We start from the raw sequence: 19,068 nt of genomic DNA, 5'->3' as shown, positions 1-19,068 counted from the left end.
GGAATGTTTGATACCAAAATTGCGATCGTCCTGCGAAACAATCTTGCCGGCTGGCAGAAGCTGAATGTCACGGCCTTCCTTTCGACAGGCATCGCCGGGCAATATCCGGAAATCATCGGCGAGCCCTACAAGGATCGTGCCGGCAATCTCTACAACCCGCTATCCATCCAGCCGATCATCGTCTTGTCGGCCGATGAAGCGACGATATCCACGATCCACCGCCGCGCGTTGGAGCGCGACGTGACCTCCTCCATCTTCATCGAGGAAATGTTTGCAACCGGCCATGATGCGGCCAATCGCGCCGTCTTCGCTGAATACGCCCCCGATGATGCCAAGGTCGTCGGCATTGCGCTGCGCGCCGACAAGAAGATCGTCGACAAGATCACCAAGGGCGCGACGATGCAGCATTGAGGCAAACGGCCGGAAACAAAAAGGCCGGGCAATGACCCGGCCTTTTTGTCGTCTGGATGCAACCGATCAGCCCTGGGTGATCGGCGCAATCTGGATTTCGACGCGGCGGTTCTGGGCGCGACCGGCTTCGGTCGCATTGGAAGCAACCGGCTGCGACGGACCGTAGCCGACGGCCGAAACGCGGCGCTGGTCGATGCCCTGGCCGCCGAGATAATCGGCAACGGACAGAGCGCGGCGCTGCGACAGGTCCTGGTTATGCTGCAGGCTGCCAGTGGAATCCGTATGGCCGTTGATGTCGATGAGCGTGCGGTTGAACTTGCGCAACACGATCGCGACAGAATTCAGCGTCGGATAGAAGCCGGGCTTCACCGCATCCTGGTCGATATCGAAGGTGATGTTCGACGGCATGTTGAGGATGATGTTGTCGCCCTGGCGGGTAACGGAGATGCCGGTGCCTTCGAGCTGGGCGCGAAGCTCGGCTTCCTGCTGGTCCATGTAATTGCCGATCGCGCCGCCGGCGAGCGCGCCGATGCCGGCGCCGATCAGCGCCGCGTTGCGCTTGCCATGGCCGCCACCGCCAACGGCGACACCGACGAGAGCACCGCCGAGCGCGCCAAGGGCAGCACCGCCGGCGGTATTGGATACCTTCTGCTCACCAGTATACGGATCGGTCGTCGTGCAAGCTGAGAGGTAACTCGCCGCAACGGCCAGAAGGATGAATTTCTTGATCATGGACAGGAGGTTCTCCGTTCGAAGCTGGTGCGAGCAGATATTAGGGAATGCGGCAACAAGATGAAGATGCCAATCTGATAAGCTAAATTTCCCATGGAAAACATCGGCCTGTTGCAGCCGGGCGCCGATATCACCAGCTTTCTTGACAAACCGCAGCGCTTGCCTCAGTCGAGCCCGCGGCGTCTGGCATAGGCCGCCCGCGCCTCGTCCATGCGCGCGGAGTTTGCGACGACCCACTCGGCAAGCCCTCGAACCGGATCCAGGAACTCTCGGCCGAGATCCGTCAGCGCATATTCGACCTGCGGCGGCGTGGTGGGCGTCACGGTCCGGGAAACGAAGCCGTTCTCCTCCAGCTCCCGCAATGTCGATGCGAGGACCTTCTGGCTGATCTCGCCGACTTCGCGGCGCAAGGCGTTGAAACGCAGCGGCCCGTGACCCAGCACGCGCACCACCAGCAGGCTCCACTTGTCGCTGATGCGCGCCAGCATGCGGCTGATGTGATCGCAAGCGCGAACTTGCTGGCAGCCATCGACTTCCTCGCAGGGGGCGGTTTCCTGATGGTTATCTGGTTTCAACAAAGTGCCTCCTTGTGCGGCTACGCAAACCATTCGTAATCTGGTTACCGCAAGAAACCAGCATACAGGAGGTTACTTTGAATTCTAAGCCCCGTATCGCCGTTATTATCGGCTCCACCCGCCCCACCCGTTTCGCCGACGCCCCGGCACAATGGATATTAAAACAAGCTCAGGCACGCGATGACTTCGACGTGGAGCTGATCGACCTGCGCGATCACCCGCTTCCCTTCTTCGAAGAGATGGCGTCAAACCTGTGGATGCCCAGCCAGAACCCCGAAGCGGTCCGCTGGCAGCAAACGGTTGGGCGCTTCGACGGCTATATCTTCGTGGTCGCCGAATACAATCACTCGATCACGGCGGCTCTCAAGAACGCACTCGATCAGGCCTATAAGGAATGGAACCGCAAGCCCTTTACCGCCATCGGCTATGGCGGCTCTGGCGCCACGCGCGCCGTCGAACATCTGAGGGGAATCGGCGTGGAACTGCAGATGGTGTCCACACATGCTGCCGTCCATATTGGCGGCGGCGATTTCATGACTGTTCATCCGGCTTTCGGCAACAAGCCGATCGAGGAAATCGAGACGAGCCTGCTGCCCACGGCAAAGACGGCCCTCGACGAACTGGTCTGGTGGGCCAAGGCAACGATGGCCGCCAAGGCAGCCGAAGCCTGAGCTTTGCCAAAAGAAAACCGCGCGGCAAGCATGCTTGGCGCGCGGCTATGTTGCTGCTTCGGGACTTAGAAGTTCTGGAAGAGCTGACGTACCGTGTCGTAGGACGCGTTTGCGATATTCAGCGATTGCAGGCCGAGCTGCTGCTGGGTCTGCAGTGCCCTGAGCTTGCTCGATTCCTCTTCCATATTGGCATCGACAAGGCGACCAATGCCTTCGGTGATGTTGTCGGACAGGTTCTTGGCGAATTCGTCCTGCAAGCTGATGCGCTTTTCCAGTGCGCCGAAGGCCGAGCCGACGGTCGTCAACTGTCCGAGCGCGGCATCGACGACGCTGATCATTTCGTTCAGGTCCTGTTTGCTGGTATTCGCCGTCAGGCCGATTTCCACCTGGCCGGCCGTATTGCCGTTCTTGCTCTTCGTCAGCACCCAGGTCTGTGCGGTGCCGAGTTCGTTTGCGAAGAAGGCGGAGGTCAGCACGCCGTATTCGCCGGTGCCGCCTGCCCGGTCGTCGATCACGTAGCGTGCGTCCTTGGAGGAGGTCGCGCCGCTCGGCGGGATATCGATATGGTAGCTCAGCATGCCGACCGATACCGTACCGTCAGAATTACGGATGAAGGAGGCCGGGATCTGGCGCGGCTGCGTCGGCGTCGTGGTATTGTCGAGAATGATCCAGTTGTCGTTGTTGAAGCCTGCGCCCTCGGAAACGCTGCGCAGCTGCGCCTTCAACTGCTCGAGTTCTTCACCGACCTTGGTCTTGTCGACGCCCTGCTCGGTTGCGGCGACAAGCTTTGCCTTGATCTCGGTGACGACGTCGATGACGCTGTCGACGCCGGCAGATGCCGTGCCCATGGTGGCAGCCGCCATGCCGAGAGCATCCTGAACGGCGGAAAGTGCCTTGTTGTCGTGGCGCGCAGTCGTCGCGACCGACCAATAGGCGGCATTATCTCTGGATTTTTCAACACGCAGACCCGTCGTGATATGGTTCTGCGTCACCGTCATATTTCGATTGATATCACGCAGCACATTAAGCGCCGCATCCACCGAGGTGCGCTGATAAATACTCACGGTACGAACTCCAAAACACAATAGGACGCAACAGAACTGGATGTACCGAAATCACGCGAACATTCATGTCCGCCGTCGCTGGAAAATCAGCGCAATGGCCCTCGGGAAAACTGGGGAAGGCCGACCGGTACTGATCGCAATCATTGCCGGTTATGCTTAAAAAACGGCTAAAGTTCAGAAGTAATTTATCTTATTTCACAAGACTTCATACACCATAAAAACACCCGCCGGAGAAATCCGGCGCGCGTTCCCGAAAGTATTAAAAAAGGCTTGTTCGCGCTCTTACTCAGCAGCCTGGAGCTGTTCTTCCGGGCTCGGCTTCGGACGCGTCGCATGCGTCATTTCCTCGTGCAGGCGCGCTTCCTCATGGGCATGCGGCTTGGCGAAGCGGGCAATCAGGAGATAGGCGACGGGCGTGATGAACAGCGTCACCAGCGTTGCAAAGCCAAGGCCGCCGACGATTACCCAGCCGAGCGCCACGCGCGCTTCCGCACCGGCGCCATGCGCAAAGACCAAGGGAACACCCCCAAGAATGGTCGCGATCATCGTCATCATCACCGGGCGCAGGCGAAGCGCGCAGGCCTTCTCGATGGAGGACCGCACATCCTCGCCGCGGTCACGCAGCTGGTTGGCGAATTCCACGATCAGGATACCGTTCTTCGCCATCACGCCGACAAGCAGCACGAGACCGATCTGGCTGTAGATATTGAGGCTGGAGCCGGTGATGATGAGCGCGAAAACGGCGCAGGCGAGACCGAGCGGCACCGTCGACATGATGATCAGCGATGACAGCACGCTTTCGAACTGGGCCGCGAGCACCAGGAAAATGATGACGATCGCAAAGCCGAAGGTCAGCGCCATGCCGCTGGAATTCTCTTCCAGTGTCGCGGCTTCAGCGAGCGGCAGCAGGCGCGCGCCGGGCGGCAGGAGCGGTGCTGCCATTTGCGTGACGTTCTTCACAGCGTCGCCGAGCGACATGCCGTCCTTCAGGCCGGCGGTGATCGCCACGGAGGCGAGCTGCTGTTCACGGCTGAGCTGCGGGGCGACCGAGCCTTCCTTCAGCGTGGCGATGACCGACATCGGCACGATCTTGCCGTCGCCGGTCTTCAGGAAGACGTTTTCGAGATCGGTCGGATCGTCGATCGGCCGCATCGTCGATGTCAGGAGCACCGGATAGGATTCGCCGCCGACGAAGACGTCGACCACTGAACGTCCCTCGAGCAGTGACTGGATGGCGGTCGAAAGCCCGGTGATGTCGATACCAAGATCGGAGGCCCGCTCGCGGTCGATGGCGACGGAGACCTGTGCCTGCGACGGTTCGTTGGTCAGGCGTGGCGTGTCGTACTGGCCGCTCGCATCGAGCTGCTGCACCAGCTTGGCGGCAGCCGCCGTCAGCGCCTCGTGATCATTGCCAATCAGCGCCATCTGCAACCCGCTGCCGGCGCCGCGGATACGCAGGCTGTTCGACGAGATCGCGTTGCCGCGCAGCGCCGGCACCTTGAAGGCCGCCTGGTTGATATCGCGGACGATATCGGCCTGCGTGCGGTGGCGCTCGCCCCAGGGCGCCAGCGTCAGCACCATGAAGCCGCTGTTGGAAGAGCCGCCCTGGCCGGAAATCGAGAAGATGTTCCTGATGTCGCCGCTTTCGACGAGCGGCTGCAGGTATTCCTCCACGAGCTGCATCTTGTCGCGCGTATATTCGAGGCTGGAGCCCTGCGGCGTCGTCAGCCGCATCTGCACCATGGCGCGGTCTTCTTCCGGCGTCAGCTCGCTTTTGACCGTGCCGAAAGCGACAACGGCTGCAGCGCCGAAGATGAGCGAGAAGACGATGACGACGACAGGCGCATTCAGGCAGGCATGCAGCGCCCATTTATAGACGCGGGCGAAAGCCTCGCCGAAACGGCCGAGCAACCCGTGATCCTCGATCATCGGCTTGGTCAGCATGCGCGAGGCGAGCATCGGACACAGCGTCAGCGCCACGATCGACGACAGGCCGACCGAGAAGGCCAGCACGAAGCCGAACTCGCGGAACAGGCCGCCCACCTGCCCCGGCAGGAAGGATAGCGGAATGAAGACGGCGGCAAGTGTCGCCGTCGTCGCGATGACGGCGAAGAACACCTCACGCGTGCCGAGCACGGCAGCCGCGCGCGGCCCCATGCCCTCGGAGCGGCGGCGCACGATGTTTTCGAGCACGACGATGGCGTCGTCGACCACGAGGCCGGTCGCCAGAACGATCGCGAGCAGCGTCAGGATGTTGATGGAGAAGCCGACCATATAGATCGCCGCCAACGTGCCGATCAGCGCCACCGGCATTGAAACGGAGGGAATCAGCGTCGCACGCCAGTCGCGCAGGAAGAGATAGATGACGACGGTGACGATGACCGCCGACAAAAGCAGCGCCAGCACCACTTCGTGGATCGCGCCATCGATGAAGACGGCGTCGTCGCTGGTGATCGCAATCGTCGTGCCCTTCGGCAGCGTCTTCGAAAGCTGCTCGACAGCAGTGTGAATGCCGGTGGAAATATTCAGCGTATTCGACTGTGCCTGGCGGATGATGCCGAGACCGATGCCCGGCTTGCCGTTGGAGCGCAGTGCCGTCTCGCCGTCGCGCGGCCCGAGTGTCACGGTCGCAACGTCGCCGAGGCGCACATTGTGCTGCAGGATGACGTTCTGGAAGTCCTCGGGTGTCTGCAGGCTGGCGGTGGCGCGCACCACGATATCCTGCATCGGGCTCTTCAGCGACCCGGCCGGCACGTCGAGCGCGGCATTGTCGAGCGCCTTGGTGAGATCGCCGATGGTCAGCCCGCGGCTTGCAAGCGCGCCCTGATCGACGTCGACTCGGAAGACCTTTTCCTGATCGCCGTATTCTTCGACATCGGCCACGCCATCGACGGAGGCCAGGCGATCGACCACCTCGTTTTCGACAAGCAACGTCAGGTCGTCCATGTTGAGCGTGTCCGACGTCACCGCGAGGCGCATGATCGCCGAAGAATCCGAATCCGCCTTGACGATCTGCGGCGCATCCGCCTCGTCGGGCAGGTTCTGGGCGATACGGCCGATCGCGTCGCGCACATCGTTGGCGGCAACGGCGAGATCGATGGAGTCGGAAAATTCCAGCGTCACGCGGCTCTGGCCGAACTGGGAACTGGAGGAGATGGATTTGAGGCCGCTGACGCGCGCGACCGCACCTTCGATGACCTTGGTCAGTTCCTGGTCAATCGTCTGCGGCGAAGCACCGTCGAAGGTGGTGCGCACGGTCACGACCGGCCGGTCGACATCGGGCAGCTCGCGCACTTCGACGCCGACATAGGCCGCAAGGCCCGCCACCACCATCAGCGTGTTGAAGACCAGCGCCAGGATCGGCCGCCGCACGAAAAGCGCGGTGAAGGTCGCCTTGTTGGATTCCGGTTTGCCGTGGTGGATCTCGGTCACGCTCATTGGGCGGCGACCTTGTCGTTGGAGGCGACATCGGTTGCCACCCGCACCGCGCCGTTCTCGCGCACGCGCTGCAGGCCCTGTGTGACGATCAGATCGCCGTCCTTCAGCTCGCCCTTAACAAGCACATAATCTGGATTGCGCTGCACGACCGTGACCCGCACCTTGTGCGACTTGTCGTCGGTCACCTGCCAGACGAAGGAGCCCTGAGCATCCCATTGCACGGAAAGCGGATTGACGGCGGGATATTTATCACCGGCAAACTTCATGCTGACGGCGAAGGACATACCGGCGCGCAGTTCGTCCGAGCCGTTGTCGATCCGCCCCCGCAGACGCAGCGTGCGGCTGGCCGGGTCGATGCGGTTGTCGACCGCTTCCAGAACACCTGAGAAGACCTTGCCCGGCCGCGCCACAGATGTCGCCTCGACCGCCTGGCCGACCGAAACAGTATTGGCGAAACGCTCCGGCACCCAGTAGTCGACGAGGATTTCAGTGCGGTCGTCCAGTGTTACGATCGGCGTCGAGGTCGTGACATTGTCGCCGATATTGACGGGCACGATGCCGACGATACCGTCGATCGGCGCCACGATGTTGCGGCGCGTAAGATTGAGCTCGGCAGCCTGCAGCTGCAGCCGCGCATTCTGCTCGGCGATCTCGGAATCGAAGACGTCCATGCGCGAAACGCTGGACTTGATGCTGTGATAGAGGTTGGACTTCTCAAGCGCACTGTTCAGCGCCACCTGTGCCTGCCCCTGGGCAATCACCTGCTCTTCGCTGTCGAGCTTGGCGAGAACCTGGCCCTGCTTGACCATATCGCCTGATTTGATGAGGATTTCGCGGATCGTGCCCGTCGCCTGCGGCGTGACCGCAACGGAGCGGATCGCGTCGCCTGTGCCGATCGCATTCAGCCGGTCGTTAACGACGCCCTGCACTACGGCCTGGGTGACGACAAGTACGGCGGCATTGCGTCCGCCGCTATTCCGACGGCCCTGCCCTTGCCCCTGAGCACCCTGACCTTGCCCACCACCCTGCGCCTGCGCGCCGGCATCGGCTGCTTCCTCGCCTTTGGGTGCGATCATGGAGACGATATTGTCAGGAATACCGGCATTGCGCATCGTCTCGCCGGCGCCGGGCACAAAGTAAACCCAGGCGGCAAAGCCGGCCAAAATGACGACGATACAAAGTGCAAATTGCTTCCAAAAGGGCATTCACGTCTCCGGAGGGACTCGAGGTTACGTCCAGGGTCGGTCGAAAGAGGCGTGCGGGATGACAAGTCCCGCCTGGTGCGACAATATCGCACCTTCCCCCGGCCAGCAGCAAGCGTAACCACCCGTCATTACGGATTTGTAATGTCAGCAAATTTTGAAAATAACCCGCCCGGTCACTTTTACTTGAGCGAAGCTAAATACGCCGCTCCCGCCGCCATGTTCCGGGCGAAACTCCGTTGAGTGCGGTGAAGATACGCGTGAGATGGCTCTGGTCGGCAAAGCCGCAGGCCACGGCGATCTCGGCGATGGAAGCCGTGCCCAGCAGCATCTGCCGCGCCTTCTCCGCTCGATATTCCATCAGCCAGCGATGCGGCGTGCGACCGGTCGATTTCTTGAAGGCGCGGATGAAATAGCTGGTCGAAAGCCCGCATTGCGCCGCGACATCTGAGATCGTCGCCTCCCGCGCCGTCAGCGATGCGAGGAACGCCGTCGCCATGTTGAGCTGGCGCCCTGAAAGTCCGCCGCTACGCTCTGCAGGCAGATTGACCTTGCCGTAACGCGTCACCAGGTGCGCCTGCAGCGCCAGGAGAATGTGATCGATGAAGAGCGCGCTCGCATGTGCCGGCTGGCTGAGCGCCGGCAGAAGCGCCATGGCAAGCCCCTGGACGACAGGATCGAGCTGCCCCTGCCCGCAATCGAGCCCGTTAAAACCCGAGCGCCCTGCCTCATAGCTGAAATCGGAAAGCCCCTGCCGGGATATATTGAAGCGCATATTGTCGAAGGAGGAGCGATGATGGCAGCGCCATTCTTCCCCGAGATCGGTGATCGCCAGCGCGCCTGCCGGATGGCCGCCGTCATGGACGAGCTTGCCTCGGCGCCAGAGGCGATGATTGTCGAAAGGTTTCAACTGAGCGATGACGCTGAAAGCCTCCGCCTGGGGAATCGGCCCGCTTTCGTCATGGTCGGCGCTATTGCTGCGCATGCGCACGATCGAGACCGCACCGGCTTGAAGCAATGAAATCTCTGGCCGAGACGCCAATTCAATCACCCCCTTTTTCGAATTACCCCCCCGCCATCACAATTACATGATTTCCCCTCAAAAACCACTGACGGAATCGAAACGGCAGCCCCTTCCCGAGACTGCCGTCCGTCATACCGTTTCCCGAAAGATCAGGCGGCTTCCTGAAACGCCTTCTCAAGCGTTGCGATGTCGAGCTTGACCATCTGCAGCATCGCCTCGGTCATCTTCTTGGCATTGCCCTTGCGCGTACCGCTCATCATCTCGGTTAGCACCTTGGGCACGATCTGCCAGGAAAGACCCCAGCGATCCCTGAGCCAGCCGCATTGTTCTGCCGTGCCCCCGTTGGCAAGGAAGCCATCCCAGATGCGGTCGACCTCCGCCTGATCTTCGCAGATGACCTGCACGGAGTAGGCATGGTTGAACGGTTCGAACGGCCCGGCCCGCATGGCGACGAAATTCTGGCCGCCGAGCGTAAACTGGACAATCTCGACGCTGCCCGGAGGGCCGCTCGGCGTTTCCGCCGGCACGGTGGTGATCTCGCCGATCGCGGAATTGGGCACGAGCGAGACATAGAATTCGACCGCCTCGCGAGCGCTTTCTGCAAACCAGAGATGTGAAATGACCTTGACCATGAAACGTCCTCCTTTGGTCTGTTGGTCTCCGTTCATGGCTAAGACGTGTGAGCCGTGCCCGCCCCGACAGCGAGTACGAGAATTTTATCGGCCTTCTTTTTCCGCCTCCCGTTTTTCGGTTTTCCGAAGCCTCAACACGGCCCTGCAGGTCAGGGCAATTTTCGACAAAAGAGGGTGAGAACAAACAATCGGAATTGGTTTTTGCCAAGTAGGTTCGCGCCAATACGCGGCCTCGCTCTTGCGGGGAAGCAATGCCGACCGACGACCTTCAGGGACGTATGTCGGCAACACGTTTCTTGCCTTTAAGGCCTCATGACCAGGGAGAACGACCAATGTCCAGATATCTTGAAGTCCTCACGCCGCAGAACAGCCAGCTGATCTTCATCGACCAGCAGCCGCAGATGGCCTTCGGTGTCCAGTCCATCGACCGTCAAACGCTGAAGAACAACGTCGTCGGCCTCGCCAAGGCTGCCAAAACCTTCAAGGTGCCGACCACCATCACCACGGTCGAGACCGAAGCCTTCTCGGGCCACACCTATCCGGAACTGCTCGCTATCTTCCCCGAAAACACGATTCTCGAACGCTCCTCGATGAACTCGTGGGACGATCAGAACGTTCGCGACGCGCTGGCGAAGAACGCCGCCAACGGCCGCAAGAAGGTCGTCGTGTCAGGCCTCTGGACCGAGGTCTGCAACACCACCTTTGCACTCTCCTGCATGCACGACACCGATTACGAGATCTACATGGTCGCCGATGCCTCGGGCGGCACCTCCGCCGATGCCCACAAATATGCGATGGACCGCATGGTCCAGGCTGGCTGCGTTCCCGTCACCTGGCAGCAGGTGCTGCTGGAATGGCAGCGCGACTGGGCCCGCCGCGAAACCTATGAGGCCGTCACCTCCATCGTGAAGGAACATTCCGGCGCTTACGGCATGGGCGTCGATTACGCCTATACCCATGTCCACAAGGCACCCGAGCGCGTCACGCATGGCAAGCGCATTGGCCCGAACCCGGCCAAGTGAGTTCTCTCGAGGGAGCGGCTTCATCGCCGCTTCCCCGTTGCTGCATGCCGAAATAAATCGAGGCCTCAAATGAAAATCTATCTCCTCTCCCTCGGCGCCGGCCTTCTCGTCGGCATTGTCTACAGCCTCCTGAACGTTCGTTCGCCGGCTCCTCCTGTGATCGCGCTTGTCGGTCTGCTGGGCATCCTTGTCGGCGAACAGATCATTCCCTTCGCCAAGACGATTATCAACAAAGAGCCGGCCGCAGTCTCGTGGCTGCATCAGATCAAGCCACACATGTTCGGCCATTTGCCCAAGGGCACAAATCCCGCCGACATCAAGCCTTCCGACAAGGTCTGATACCTGCTCTCGCTCGAGGACGAAGATTATGGAAAACGCAACCGCCGACCTGATCCTGCATCACGGGCTGATCACCACGCTCGACCGCTCCAATCCGACCGCCAGCGCCGTCGCCGTCAAGGACGGCAGGTTCCTCGCCGTCGGCCACGATGCCGAGATCATGGCGCTCAAGGGGCCGGACACCAAGGTGGTCGATCTCAAAGGCAAACGTGTCCTTCCCGGCCTCATCGATAACCACACGCACGTCGTCAGGGGCGGTCTGAACTTCAACATGGAGCTGCGCTGGGATGGCGTGCGCTCGCTCGCAGACGCGATGAACATGCTGAAGCGCCAGGTGGCGATCACACCTGCACCGCAATGGGTGCGAATCGTCGGCGGTTTCACCGAGCATCAGTTCACCGAGAAGCGCCTGCCGACCATCGACGAGATCAACGCGGTTGCGCCCGACACCCCGGTCTTCATCCTGCATCTCTATGATCGTGCCCTGCTGAATGGCGCAGCCCTTCGCGCCGTTGGCTATACCAAGGACACGCCAAACCCACCCGGTGGCGAGATCACCCGCGATGCCCAAGGCAACCCGACCGGCCTGCTGCTTGCCAAACCGAATGCCGGTATTCTCTATTCGACGCTCGCCAAGGGTCCGAAACTGCCCTTCGACTATCAGGTCAATTCCACCCGCCACTTCATGCGCGAGCTGAACCGCCTCGGCGTAACAGGCGTCATCGATGCCGGCGGCGGCTTCCAGAACTATCCAGATGACTATGCCGTCATCCAGAAGCTTGCCGATGACGGCCAGATGACCGTCCGCCTCGCCTATAATCTCTTCACCCAGAAGCCCAAGCAGGAGAAGGAAGACTTCCTGAACTGGACGGCTTCGGTGAAATACAAGCAGGGCACAGATTACTTCCGCCATAACGGCGCCGGCGAAATGCTGGTCTTTTCCGCTGCCGATTTCGAGGATTTCCGCCAGCCGCGCCCCGATATGCCGCCGGAAATGGAAGGCGAGCTGGAAGAGGTCGTGCGCGTACTCGCCGAAAACCGCTGGCCCTGGCGCCTGCACGCCACCTATGACGAGACGATCAGCCGCGCGCTCGACGTCTTCGAGAAAGTCAATCAGGATATCCCGCTCGAAGGCCTCAACTGGTTCTTCGACCATGCAGAGACGATTTCCGAGCAGTCGATCGACCGTATCGCCGCGCTCGGCGGCGGCATCGCCGTGCAGCACCGCATGGCCTATCAGGGCGAATATTTCGTCGAGCGCTACGGCGTGGGGGCTGCCGAGGCCACCCCACCCGTCGCCCGCATGCTGGAAAAAGGCGTCAAGGTTTCCGCCGGCACCGATGCCACCCGCGTTGCCTCCTATAATCCCTGGGTGTCGCTCTCCTGGATGATCACGGGCCGCACCGTCGGCGGCATGGCGATCTATCCGCGCCGGAACTGCCTGGACCGCGAAACGGCGCTGCGCATGTGGACCGACAACGTCACCTGGTTCTCCAACGAGGAAGGCAAGAAGGGCCGCATCGAGAAAGGCCAGTTCGCCGATCTCATCGTGCCGGACAAGGATTTCTTTGCCTGCGCCGAAGAGGAAATATCCTTCCTTACGTCGGAGCTGACCATGGTCGGCGGCAAGATCGTCTATGGCGCGGGCCACTTCGCCGAGCTCGATGATAACCCGGTTCCGCCCGCCATGCCGGACTGGTCGCCGGTACGCGCCTTCGGTGGATATGCCGCCTGGGGCGAGCCTGAGGGCGCCGGCAAGAACTCGTTGCACCGCCACCTGATTTCCGCCTGCGGCTGCGCCAATGATTGCAATGTCCACGGGCATGCCCACGCCAGTGCCTGGGGTTCGAAGGCTCCGGTCTCCGATCTCAGGAGCTTCTGGGGTGCGCTCGGCTGCGCCTGTTGGGCCGTCTGAGGATCGATACCATGCATGCCCTTGAAATCCGACTTGCGTCCTTCGCCCGCCCTCTTTTCGGCGCGACCTTCATGCGCTTCATCGCCTATCTCGGCCTCTGCGCCGCCTATCTGCAGGGCGGCCTCAACAAGCTCACGGACTTTCCGGCCGCGATCGGTGAGATGACGCATTTCGGCCTCTCGCCTGCCCCGCTCTTTGCCGTGCTCGTCATCCTCCTGGAGCTTGCCGCCTCACTCATGATTCTGACCGGCTTTTTCCGTTGGCTGGGCGCACTCGCCCTCGGTGGCTTCACACTGATGGCCACCTTCCTCGCCCTGCGTTTCTGGGAATTGCCTGATGGAATGGAACGCTTTTTGGCCGCCAATTCCTTCTTCGAACATCTGGGCCTCGTCGGCGGTTTTCTGCTCGTCGCCTGGCTCGATCTCAGGGAAAAAGCATAGGGCAACCTGCACCTAAGCATCACTTCCGCTGACCATTGCAAAAATGCTTCCTGACCCTGTCAGCACCGCGGTGCAAACCATCCGCCCCCAGGGCGTAGATCCTGCCAACCTCAGCATAGGACAAGTTCAATGCCGACGATCACAACCAAAGACGGAACGACGATTTACTATCAGGATTGGGGCAACGGCCAGCCGATCCTCTTCTCCCACGGTTGGCCGCTCTCGGGCGACGCATGGGAAGTGCAGATGCTCTATTTCGCCCAGCAGGGCTACCGCGTCATCGCCCACGACCGCCGCGGCCACGGCAAGTCCTCGCAGCCGTGGAACGGCAACAATATGGACCAGTATGCCGATGACCTCGCCGAGCTCATCGAGAAGCTCGATCTGAAGAACCTCATCATGATCGGCCATTCCACCGGCGGCGGCGAAGTCGCCCATTATATCGGCCGCCATGGCACCAGCCGCGTCGCCAAGGTCGTGCTCGTCGGCGCCGTTCCGCCGCTGATGCTGAAGACGCCTGCCAATCCCGAAGGCTTGCCGATCGAAGTCTTCGACGGCATCCGCAAGGGCACGGCCGGCGATCGCTCGCAGTTCTACCGCGACCTCACCATGCCCTTCTACGGCTTCAACCGCGATGGCGCCAAGGTCAATGAAGGCCTGCGCGAAACCTTCTGGCTGATGGGCATGGCCGGAGGCATCAAGGGCCACTACGATTGCATCCGCGAATTCTCCGAGGTCGATTACAGCGACGACCTGAAGAAGATCGACGTTCCGGCGCTCCTCATCCATGGCGATGCCGACCAGATCGTGCCGATCCAGGCTGCCGCCGAAAAGGGCATCAAGCTTCTGAAGAACGGCACGCTGAAGGTCTATCCGGGCGCCCCGCATGGCCTCGCCCAGACCGAAGCCGACAAGTTCAACGCCGACGTTCTCGCCTTCATCAAGGCGTAAACCGGGAGTAGCGGCCGGCCAGGCCGAAGGAGATCACGCAATGCTTCGTCTATCGTTAGCCCTTGTTGCCCTTCTCGGCCTAGCCGGTGCCCCGGCCTATGCCGCCTCGCCGCAATTCGGCGTCGGCGCGCAATATGATACGACCCATGTCTATGTCGCTCCTGGCGACGTGGACGCCTTCGCCAAAAGCTTCCTCGCCACTTTCGGCGGCACCAGCACCAAGCAGGTAACGGCAACCGTTACGCCGACGCCGAGCAGCACGACGTCGCAGCTTCTGCAGACACCCGTCGGCACCGTCTCGCTCTTCGGCTTCAAGACGCCGATCCCCTATCCCTTCGGCGCCGAACGATCAGGCTATCTCGTCACCGATCTTGACAAGGCCATAGCCGCCGCAAAGGCTGCCGGCGCCGACGTCATTGTCTCCGCCTTCCCGGATCCGATCGGCCGCGATGCCGTCATCCAGTGGCCGGGCGGTGTCAACATGCAGCTCTATTGGCACACGACCACGCCAAACTATCCGGCCTTCACGACCATCCCGGAAAACCGCGTCTACGTGTCCGCCGACCGCGTCGCCGCCTTCACCCATGCCTTCCTCGCCTTCTCGCATGGCAAGGTCGTCTCCGACGATGAGAAGGCGCCCGGCACCGAGATTGGCCTGCCGGACAAAGCCTTTCACCGCCTGCGCATCGAATCCGTCTTCGGCCGCATGACCGTGCTCGTCACCGATGGCCAGCTGCCTTTCCCCTATGGTCGCGAAATGACTGGCTATGAGACTGCCGATCTTGACGCGACGCTTCAGAAAGCCAAGGAGAGCGGCGCTGAAATTCTCGTCGAACCCTACCAGTCCGGCGATCGCCGCGCCGCCATGGTGGAATTCCCAGGCGGCTATATTGCCGAAATCCACGCCGTCGCGGCACACTAGGCAAACGAATTCATAGAGGAAAAAACAATGCGCCCAGCCCTGCCCGTGCTCCTGAGCCTGACCGGCGGTTATGTCGATACAGCCGGCTTCCTGGCGCTTGGCGGCCTCTTCCCCGCCCATGTCACCGGCAACTTCGTGACGCTTGGCGCAGCGCTCACTCACGGCACGTCTGGCATCATCGCCAAGTTGCTGGCGCTGCCGGTCTTCTGCCTGACGATTCTCCTGCTGCGCTACCTCACCCACAATGTGCCGCCAGGCGATGAGAAGGGCTTGCGCATCCTGCTCGTGATCAAGCTTCTCTTCCTGATTGCCGGCGGCGCCTGCGCCATCTGGCTTGCGCCCTTTACCAATCCGGATGGCCTGCCGCTGGTCGCGACCGGCATGCTGCTCGTCATCGCCATGGCGATCCAGAACGCCGCTCACCGCATCCATCTCGGCGCCTCACCGCCGAGCACGCTGATGACCGGCACCACGACGCAGATCATGATCGACCTTGCCGACCTCGCCCATGGCAGCGCCGGCGATCAGGCAAAACCGGTAAAGAGCCGCCTGTCGCGCATGGCGGTCGCCGTTTTTGCCTTCGCGCTCGGCTGCGGCCTTGCCGCCCTGCTTTACGCGACCGTTGGCACATGGTGCTTCGCCCTGCCGCCGCTCTTTGCGCTCGTCTCGGTCTGCTTTGCCTTCGCTGGCCCGCAGGCCGCTTAGGAGCAGCCCTTAGCCGCTGGTGTCATTGCCGGCCATCCTGGCCTCAGCCTCGGCAATGCGCTGTCGAAGCGTGATCTTCCGCGCCTGTATCTCAAGGGAAATGAGTTCGGAAATTGACCCATTGCGTCGCACCAAGGCGATCGTGCTCAATGCGGGGGCCGCAATGGCAGCGACGAAGATTCCGAAACCCGCACCATCCGGCAAGCCATTCCCTGCGACCAACATCGCGACGATGATCAAGAGGATCAGGTTGGCAAGAATGGCGATGATATGCATATGGCTCTCCCGGCAGCTAGCGAAACCATAGTTGAGGTGCGGGGTGACCACAACTCCAAGGCAGGCTTCGGACCAAGCCAAGCAAACCGCCTGAGGATAGCTGAGCGCCCGGGAATGAAAGCAGAACAACTTTCTGGTCTTTCCTTCCCGAATCACTACATTACGCGGCATGAGCAATAGTTTCGACGATATGCCCTTCTTCGACGAGGAGCCGGGCGATGCGCCGCGCAAGCCGCAGCAGCCTGCAGCACCTGTCCCAAGGGCGCCCGCTGCCGGCGGCGGCATTGCCGCCCGCGCCATGGCGGCTCGTGATGGCGGTCGCCCCGATTATCTCACCGGTCTCAACCCGGAACAGCGCGAAGCGGTCGAGACACTCGAAGGCCCGGTCCTCGTGCTCGCCGGCGCCGGCACCGGCAAGACGCGTGTTCTGACCACGCGCATTGCCCATATCCTTCAGACCGGCCGCGCCTTCCCCTCGCAGATCCTCGCCGTGACCTTCACCAACAAGGCCGCCCGCGAGATGAAGGAGCGCATTGCGCTTCTCGTCGGCGGTGCCGTCGAAGGCATGCCCTGGCTCGGCACTTTCCACTCGATCGGCGTCAAGCTTCTGCGCCGCCACGCCGAACTCGTCGGCCTGCGCTCCGATTTCACCATCCTCGATACCGACGATGTGATCCGCCTTATCAAGCAGATCATCCAGGCCGAAGGCCTCGACGACAAGCGCTGGCCGGCCAAGCAATTCGCCGGCATGATCGATACCTGGAAAAACAAGGGCCTCGGCCCCGCCGATATTCCGGAAGGCGATGCGCGTGCCTTCGCCAATGGCCGCGGCCGCGATCTCTATTTCGCCTATCAGAACCGCCTGTCGACGCTGAACGCCTGCGATTTCGGCGACCTGCTGATGCATCCGATCGCGATCTTCCGCAAGCAGCCCGATCTGCTTAAGGAATATCACCAGAAGTTCCGCTACATCCTCGTAGACGAGTATCAGGACACCAACACCGCTCAATATATGTGGCTGCGGCTTCTTGCCCAGCGGCCCAAGGGCGAGCCGCAGAATGTCTGCTGCGTCGGCGACGACGACCAGTCGATCTATGGCTGGCGCGGCGCGGAAGTGGACAATATCCTGCGCTTCGAGAAGGATTTTCCCGGCGCCAAGGTGATCAAGCTGGAACGCAACTACCGCTCGACCGCTCATATCCTCGGTGCTGCCGCCCATCTCATCACCCACAATGAAGGCCGCCTCGGAAAGACGCTCTTCACCGATCGCTCCGACCCTGACGACGCCAAGGTGCAGGTTCACGCCTCCTGGGATTCCGAGGAAGAGGCACGTGCCATCGGCGAGGAAATCGAGCGCCTGCAACGCGGCGATGCCGACGGCAAGAAGCATCTGCTGAACGACATGGCGATCCTCGTGCGCGCCTCCTTCCAGATGCGCGAATTCGAAGACCGCTTTGTCACCCTCGGCCTGAACTACCGCGTCATCGGCGGCCCGCGCTTCTACGAGCGCCTCGAAATCCGCGATGCCATGGCCTATTTCCGCCTGGTCGCACAGCCTGCCGACGACCTCGCCTTCGAGCGCATCATCAACACGCCGAAGCGCGGCCTCGGTGATACGACGGTGCGCGCACTCCACGATTATGCCCGCGCCCGCGATATCCCGATGCTCGCCGCCGCCGCCGACATGATCGAGACGGACGAGCTGAAGCCCAAGGCCCGCAAAGCCCTTTTCGACGTGATTCAATCTTTCCGCCGATGGCAGGAACTGCTTGAAAACACACCACATACCGAGCTTGCCGAGCAGATCCTCGAAGAGTCCGGCTATACGGATATGTGGAAGAACGACAAGAGCGCCGAAGCACCGGGTCGCCTTGAAAACCTCAAGGAACTCATCCGCTCCATGGATAGCTTCGAATCCTTGCGTGGATTTCTGGAGCACGTCTCCCTCGTCATGGATGCCGAGACCAACGAAAATCTCGACGCCGTCTCCATCATGACGCTGCATTCAGCCAAGGGCCTGGAATTCGACACCGTCTTCCTGCCCGGCTGGGAGGAAGGCCTCTTCCCGCATCAGCGCTCCCTCGATGAATCCGGCCGCGCCGGCCTCGAAGAAGAACGTCGCCTTGCCTATGTCGGCATCACCCGCGCCAAGCACCGCTGCCACATCTGGTTCGTCTCCAACCGCCGCATCCACGGTCTCTGGCAATCGACCATTCCCTCGCGCTTCCTCGACGAACTGCCGGAGACCCATGTCGAAGTCGCCGAGATGGAGCAGAATTACGGTGGCTACGGCCGCGGCGGCGGTTATGGCCAGTCGCGCTTCGACAAGGCCGATCCCTTCTCCAATTCCTATTCCACGCCCGGCTGGAAACGCGCCCAGCAAAACAAGACCGACGCCACCCGCGATAACTGGGGCAGCCGCTCCGGCCATGCCGTGGAGCGCATTGGCTACGGTGAAAGCGGCCCGCGCGGCCGCACCATCGAGGGCGAACTGGTGGCGAAATCCACCTCTACGGAACCCTCGCGCTTCGCACTCGGCGACCGCGTCTTCCACATCAAATTCGGCAACGGCTCCATATCAGGCATCGAAGGCAACAAGCTGACGATCGACTTCGACCGAGCCGGCCAGAAGCGTGTGCTCGACGGTTTTGTGGAGCGAGTCTGACCGCTCCACTGCCTTGGCGCGTCGCCAGGAATCACAGGCCCAGCCGCACGCGCTTCTCCAGATGACAAAACGCCGCTTTGACCC

General features: G+C 61.5%; 18 protein-coding genes. 10 read left to right on the top strand and 8 right to left on the bottom strand.

The genetic code is table 11. The features are described from left to right. The first annotated feature begins 3 nt into the window (after positions 1-3). Positions 4-411: a DUF2000 family protein gene (locus tag J2X71_RS33970; RefSeq protein WP_207242733.1), complete on the top strand. Its 408-nt coding sequence runs from the start codon at positions 4-6 to the stop codon at positions 409-411. A gap of 66 nt (positions 412-477) precedes the next feature. On the opposite strand, the gene J2X71_RS33965 is transcribed toward J2X71_RS33970, so the two are convergent. Beyond that, complete coding sequence (locus J2X71_RS33965) at positions 478-1,143, bottom strand: OmpA family protein (protein ID WP_113325510.1); 666 nt, start codon at positions 1,141-1,143, stop codon at positions 478-480. Between the two features lie 164 nt (positions 1,144-1,307). After that, positions 1,308-1,718 carry a helix-turn-helix domain-containing protein gene (locus J2X71_RS33960; RefSeq protein WP_310389410.1) on the bottom strand — a complete coding sequence of 137 codons (411 nt, stop codon included), beginning with the start codon at positions 1,716-1,718 and terminating at the stop codon, positions 1,308-1,310. Between the two features lie 77 nt (positions 1,719-1,795). Here J2X71_RS33960 and J2X71_RS33955 point away from each other — a divergent pair, with 77 nt between their 5' ends. Then, a complete protein-coding gene (locus J2X71_RS33955; RefSeq protein ID WP_310389407.1) occupies positions 1,796-2,389 on the top strand; it encodes an NAD(P)H-dependent oxidoreductase in 594 nt (197 codons plus the stop codon). 65 nt (positions 2,390-2,454) lie between these two features. Here J2X71_RS33955 and J2X71_RS33950 read toward each other — a convergent pair whose 3' ends face one another. The 5 genes from J2X71_RS33950 to J2X71_RS33930 all read right to left on the bottom strand — a co-directional run bounded on the left by J2X71_RS33950 (position 2,455) and on the right by J2X71_RS33930 (position 9,749). Beyond that, on the bottom strand, positions 2,455-3,453 hold the full coding sequence (locus J2X71_RS33950) for a flagellin (protein WP_310389406.1): 999 nt from the start codon (positions 3,451-3,453) through the stop codon (positions 2,455-2,457). 282 nt (positions 3,454-3,735) lie between these two features. Continuing rightward, on the bottom strand, positions 3,736-6,891 hold the full coding sequence (locus J2X71_RS33945; RefSeq protein ID WP_310389404.1) for an efflux RND transporter permease subunit: 3,156 nt from the start codon (positions 6,889-6,891) through the stop codon (positions 3,736-3,738). Next, positions 6,888-8,096: an efflux RND transporter periplasmic adaptor subunit gene (locus J2X71_RS33940; RefSeq protein WP_310389402.1), complete on the bottom strand. Its 1,209-nt coding sequence runs from the start codon at positions 8,094-8,096 to the stop codon at positions 6,888-6,890. Before J2X71_RS33940 ends, J2X71_RS33945 begins: the two co-directional genes overlap by 4 nt. A gap of 193 nt (positions 8,097-8,289) precedes the next feature. Continuing rightward, positions 8,290-9,111 (bottom strand): AraC family transcriptional regulator, encoded by an 822-nt coding sequence (locus tag J2X71_RS33935; RefSeq protein ID WP_310389400.1) that lies wholly within the window; start codon positions 9,109-9,111, stop codon positions 8,290-8,292. Between the two features lie 155 nt (positions 9,112-9,266). After that, positions 9,267-9,749, bottom strand: a complete 483-nt coding sequence (locus J2X71_RS33930; RefSeq protein ID WP_310389398.1) for a VOC family protein — start codon at positions 9,747-9,749, stop codon at positions 9,267-9,269. A 332-nt stretch (positions 9,750-10,081) separates the two neighbouring features. On the opposite strand from J2X71_RS33930, the gene J2X71_RS33925 reads away from it, so the two are divergent. From J2X71_RS33925 to J2X71_RS33895, 7 genes are all read left to right on the top strand, one after another. Beyond that, positions 10,082-10,771: a hydrolase gene (locus J2X71_RS33925; RefSeq protein ID WP_310389396.1), complete on the top strand. Its 690-nt coding sequence runs from the start codon at positions 10,082-10,084 to the stop codon at positions 10,769-10,771. Between the two features lie 69 nt (positions 10,772-10,840). Beyond that, a complete protein-coding gene (locus tag J2X71_RS33920) occupies positions 10,841-11,110 on the top strand; it encodes a XapX domain-containing protein (RefSeq protein WP_007814401.1) in 270 nt (89 codons plus the stop codon). 28 nt (positions 11,111-11,138) lie between these two features. Then, complete coding sequence (locus J2X71_RS33915) at positions 11,139-13,025, top strand: amidohydrolase (RefSeq protein ID WP_310389394.1); 1,887 nt, start codon at positions 11,139-11,141, stop codon at positions 13,023-13,025. An 11-nt stretch (positions 13,026-13,036) separates the two neighbouring features. Next, the gene (locus tag J2X71_RS33910; protein WP_310389392.1) at positions 13,037-13,465 is read left to right on the top strand and encodes a DoxX family protein; all 429 of its coding nucleotides are present in this window, start codon (positions 13,037-13,039) and stop codon (positions 13,463-13,465) included. Positions 13,466-13,594: 129 nt separating this feature from the next. Continuing rightward, positions 13,595-14,416 carry an alpha/beta fold hydrolase gene (locus tag J2X71_RS33905; RefSeq protein WP_007814395.1) on the top strand — a complete coding sequence of 274 codons (822 nt, stop codon included), beginning with the start codon at positions 13,595-13,597 and terminating at the stop codon, positions 14,414-14,416. Positions 14,417-14,456: 40 nt separating this feature from the next. Continuing rightward, complete coding sequence (locus J2X71_RS33900) at positions 14,457-15,338, top strand: glyoxalase (protein ID WP_310389390.1); 882 nt, start codon at positions 14,457-14,459, stop codon at positions 15,336-15,338. 27 nt (positions 15,339-15,365) lie between these two features. Further along, positions 15,366-16,043 carry a YoaK family protein gene (locus J2X71_RS33895; protein WP_310389389.1) on the top strand — a complete coding sequence of 226 codons (678 nt, stop codon included), beginning with the start codon at positions 15,366-15,368 and terminating at the stop codon, positions 16,041-16,043. 9 nt (positions 16,044-16,052) lie between these two features. Here J2X71_RS33895 and J2X71_RS33890 read toward each other — a convergent pair whose 3' ends face one another. Next, positions 16,053-16,490, bottom strand: a complete 438-nt coding sequence (locus J2X71_RS33890) for a hypothetical protein (RefSeq protein ID WP_310389387.1) — start codon at positions 16,488-16,490, stop codon at positions 16,053-16,055. Here J2X71_RS33890 and J2X71_RS33885 point away from each other — a divergent pair. Beyond that, positions 16,489-18,984: a UvrD-helicase domain-containing protein gene (locus tag J2X71_RS33885; protein WP_310389385.1), complete on the top strand. Its 2,496-nt coding sequence runs from the start codon at positions 16,489-16,491 to the stop codon at positions 18,982-18,984. The two genes, J2X71_RS33890 and J2X71_RS33885, sit on opposite strands and share 2 nt — an antisense overlap. The last annotated feature ends 84 nt before the right edge of the window (positions 18,985-19,068 follow it).

This window comes from Rhizobium sp. 1399 (assembly GCF_031455475.1).
Classification (GTDB): domain Bacteria; phylum Pseudomonadota; class Alphaproteobacteria; order Rhizobiales; family Rhizobiaceae; genus Rhizobium.
Note: the sequence above shows the minus strand (reverse complement) of the source record. Positions and strands in the feature narration are given on the sequence as shown.

Bases quoted from the DNA above. Each gene is read 5' to 3' on its own strand.
- J2X71_RS33970 (WP_207242733.1), top strand. From the start codon at position 4: ATGTTTGATACCAAAATTGCGATCGTCCTGCGAAACAATCTTGCCGGC.
- J2X71_RS33965 (WP_113325510.1), bottom strand. From the start codon at position 1,143: ATGATCAAGAAATTCATCCTTCTGGCCGTTGCGGCGAGTTACCTCTCA.
- J2X71_RS33945 (WP_310389404.1), bottom strand. From the start codon at position 6,891: ATGAGCGTGACCGAGATCCACCACGGCAAACCGGAATCCAACAAGGCG.
- J2X71_RS33940 (WP_310389402.1), bottom strand. From the start codon at position 8,096: ATGCCCTTTTGGAAGCAATTTGCACTTTGTATCGTCGTCATTTTGGCC.
- J2X71_RS33930 (WP_310389398.1), bottom strand. From the start codon at position 9,749: ATGGTCAAGGTCATTTCACATCTCTGGTTTGCAGAAAGCGCTCGCGAG.
- J2X71_RS33925 (WP_310389396.1), top strand. From the start codon at position 10,082: ATGTCCAGATATCTTGAAGTCCTCACGCCGCAGAACAGCCAGCTGATC.
- J2X71_RS33920 (WP_007814401.1), top strand. From the start codon at position 10,841: ATGAAAATCTATCTCCTCTCCCTCGGCGCCGGCCTTCTCGTCGGCATT.
- J2X71_RS33915 (WP_310389394.1), top strand. From the start codon at position 11,139: ATGGAAAACGCAACCGCCGACCTGATCCTGCATCACGGGCTGATCACC.
- J2X71_RS33910 (WP_310389392.1), top strand. From the start codon at position 13,037: ATGCATGCCCTTGAAATCCGACTTGCGTCCTTCGCCCGCCCTCTTTTC.
- J2X71_RS33905 (WP_007814395.1), top strand. From the start codon at position 13,595: ATGCCGACGATCACAACCAAAGACGGAACGACGATTTACTATCAGGAT.
- J2X71_RS33900 (WP_310389390.1), top strand. From the start codon at position 14,457: ATGCTTCGTCTATCGTTAGCCCTTGTTGCCCTTCTCGGCCTAGCCGGT.
- J2X71_RS33895 (WP_310389389.1), top strand. From the start codon at position 15,366: ATGCGCCCAGCCCTGCCCGTGCTCCTGAGCCTGACCGGCGGTTATGTC.
- J2X71_RS33885 (WP_310389385.1), top strand. From the start codon at position 16,489: ATGAGCAATAGTTTCGACGATATGCCCTTCTTCGACGAGGAGCCGGGC.
- J2X71_RS33890 (WP_310389387.1), bottom strand. From the start codon at position 16,490: ATGCCGCGTAATGTAGTGATTCGGGAAGGAAAGACCAGAAAGTTGTTC.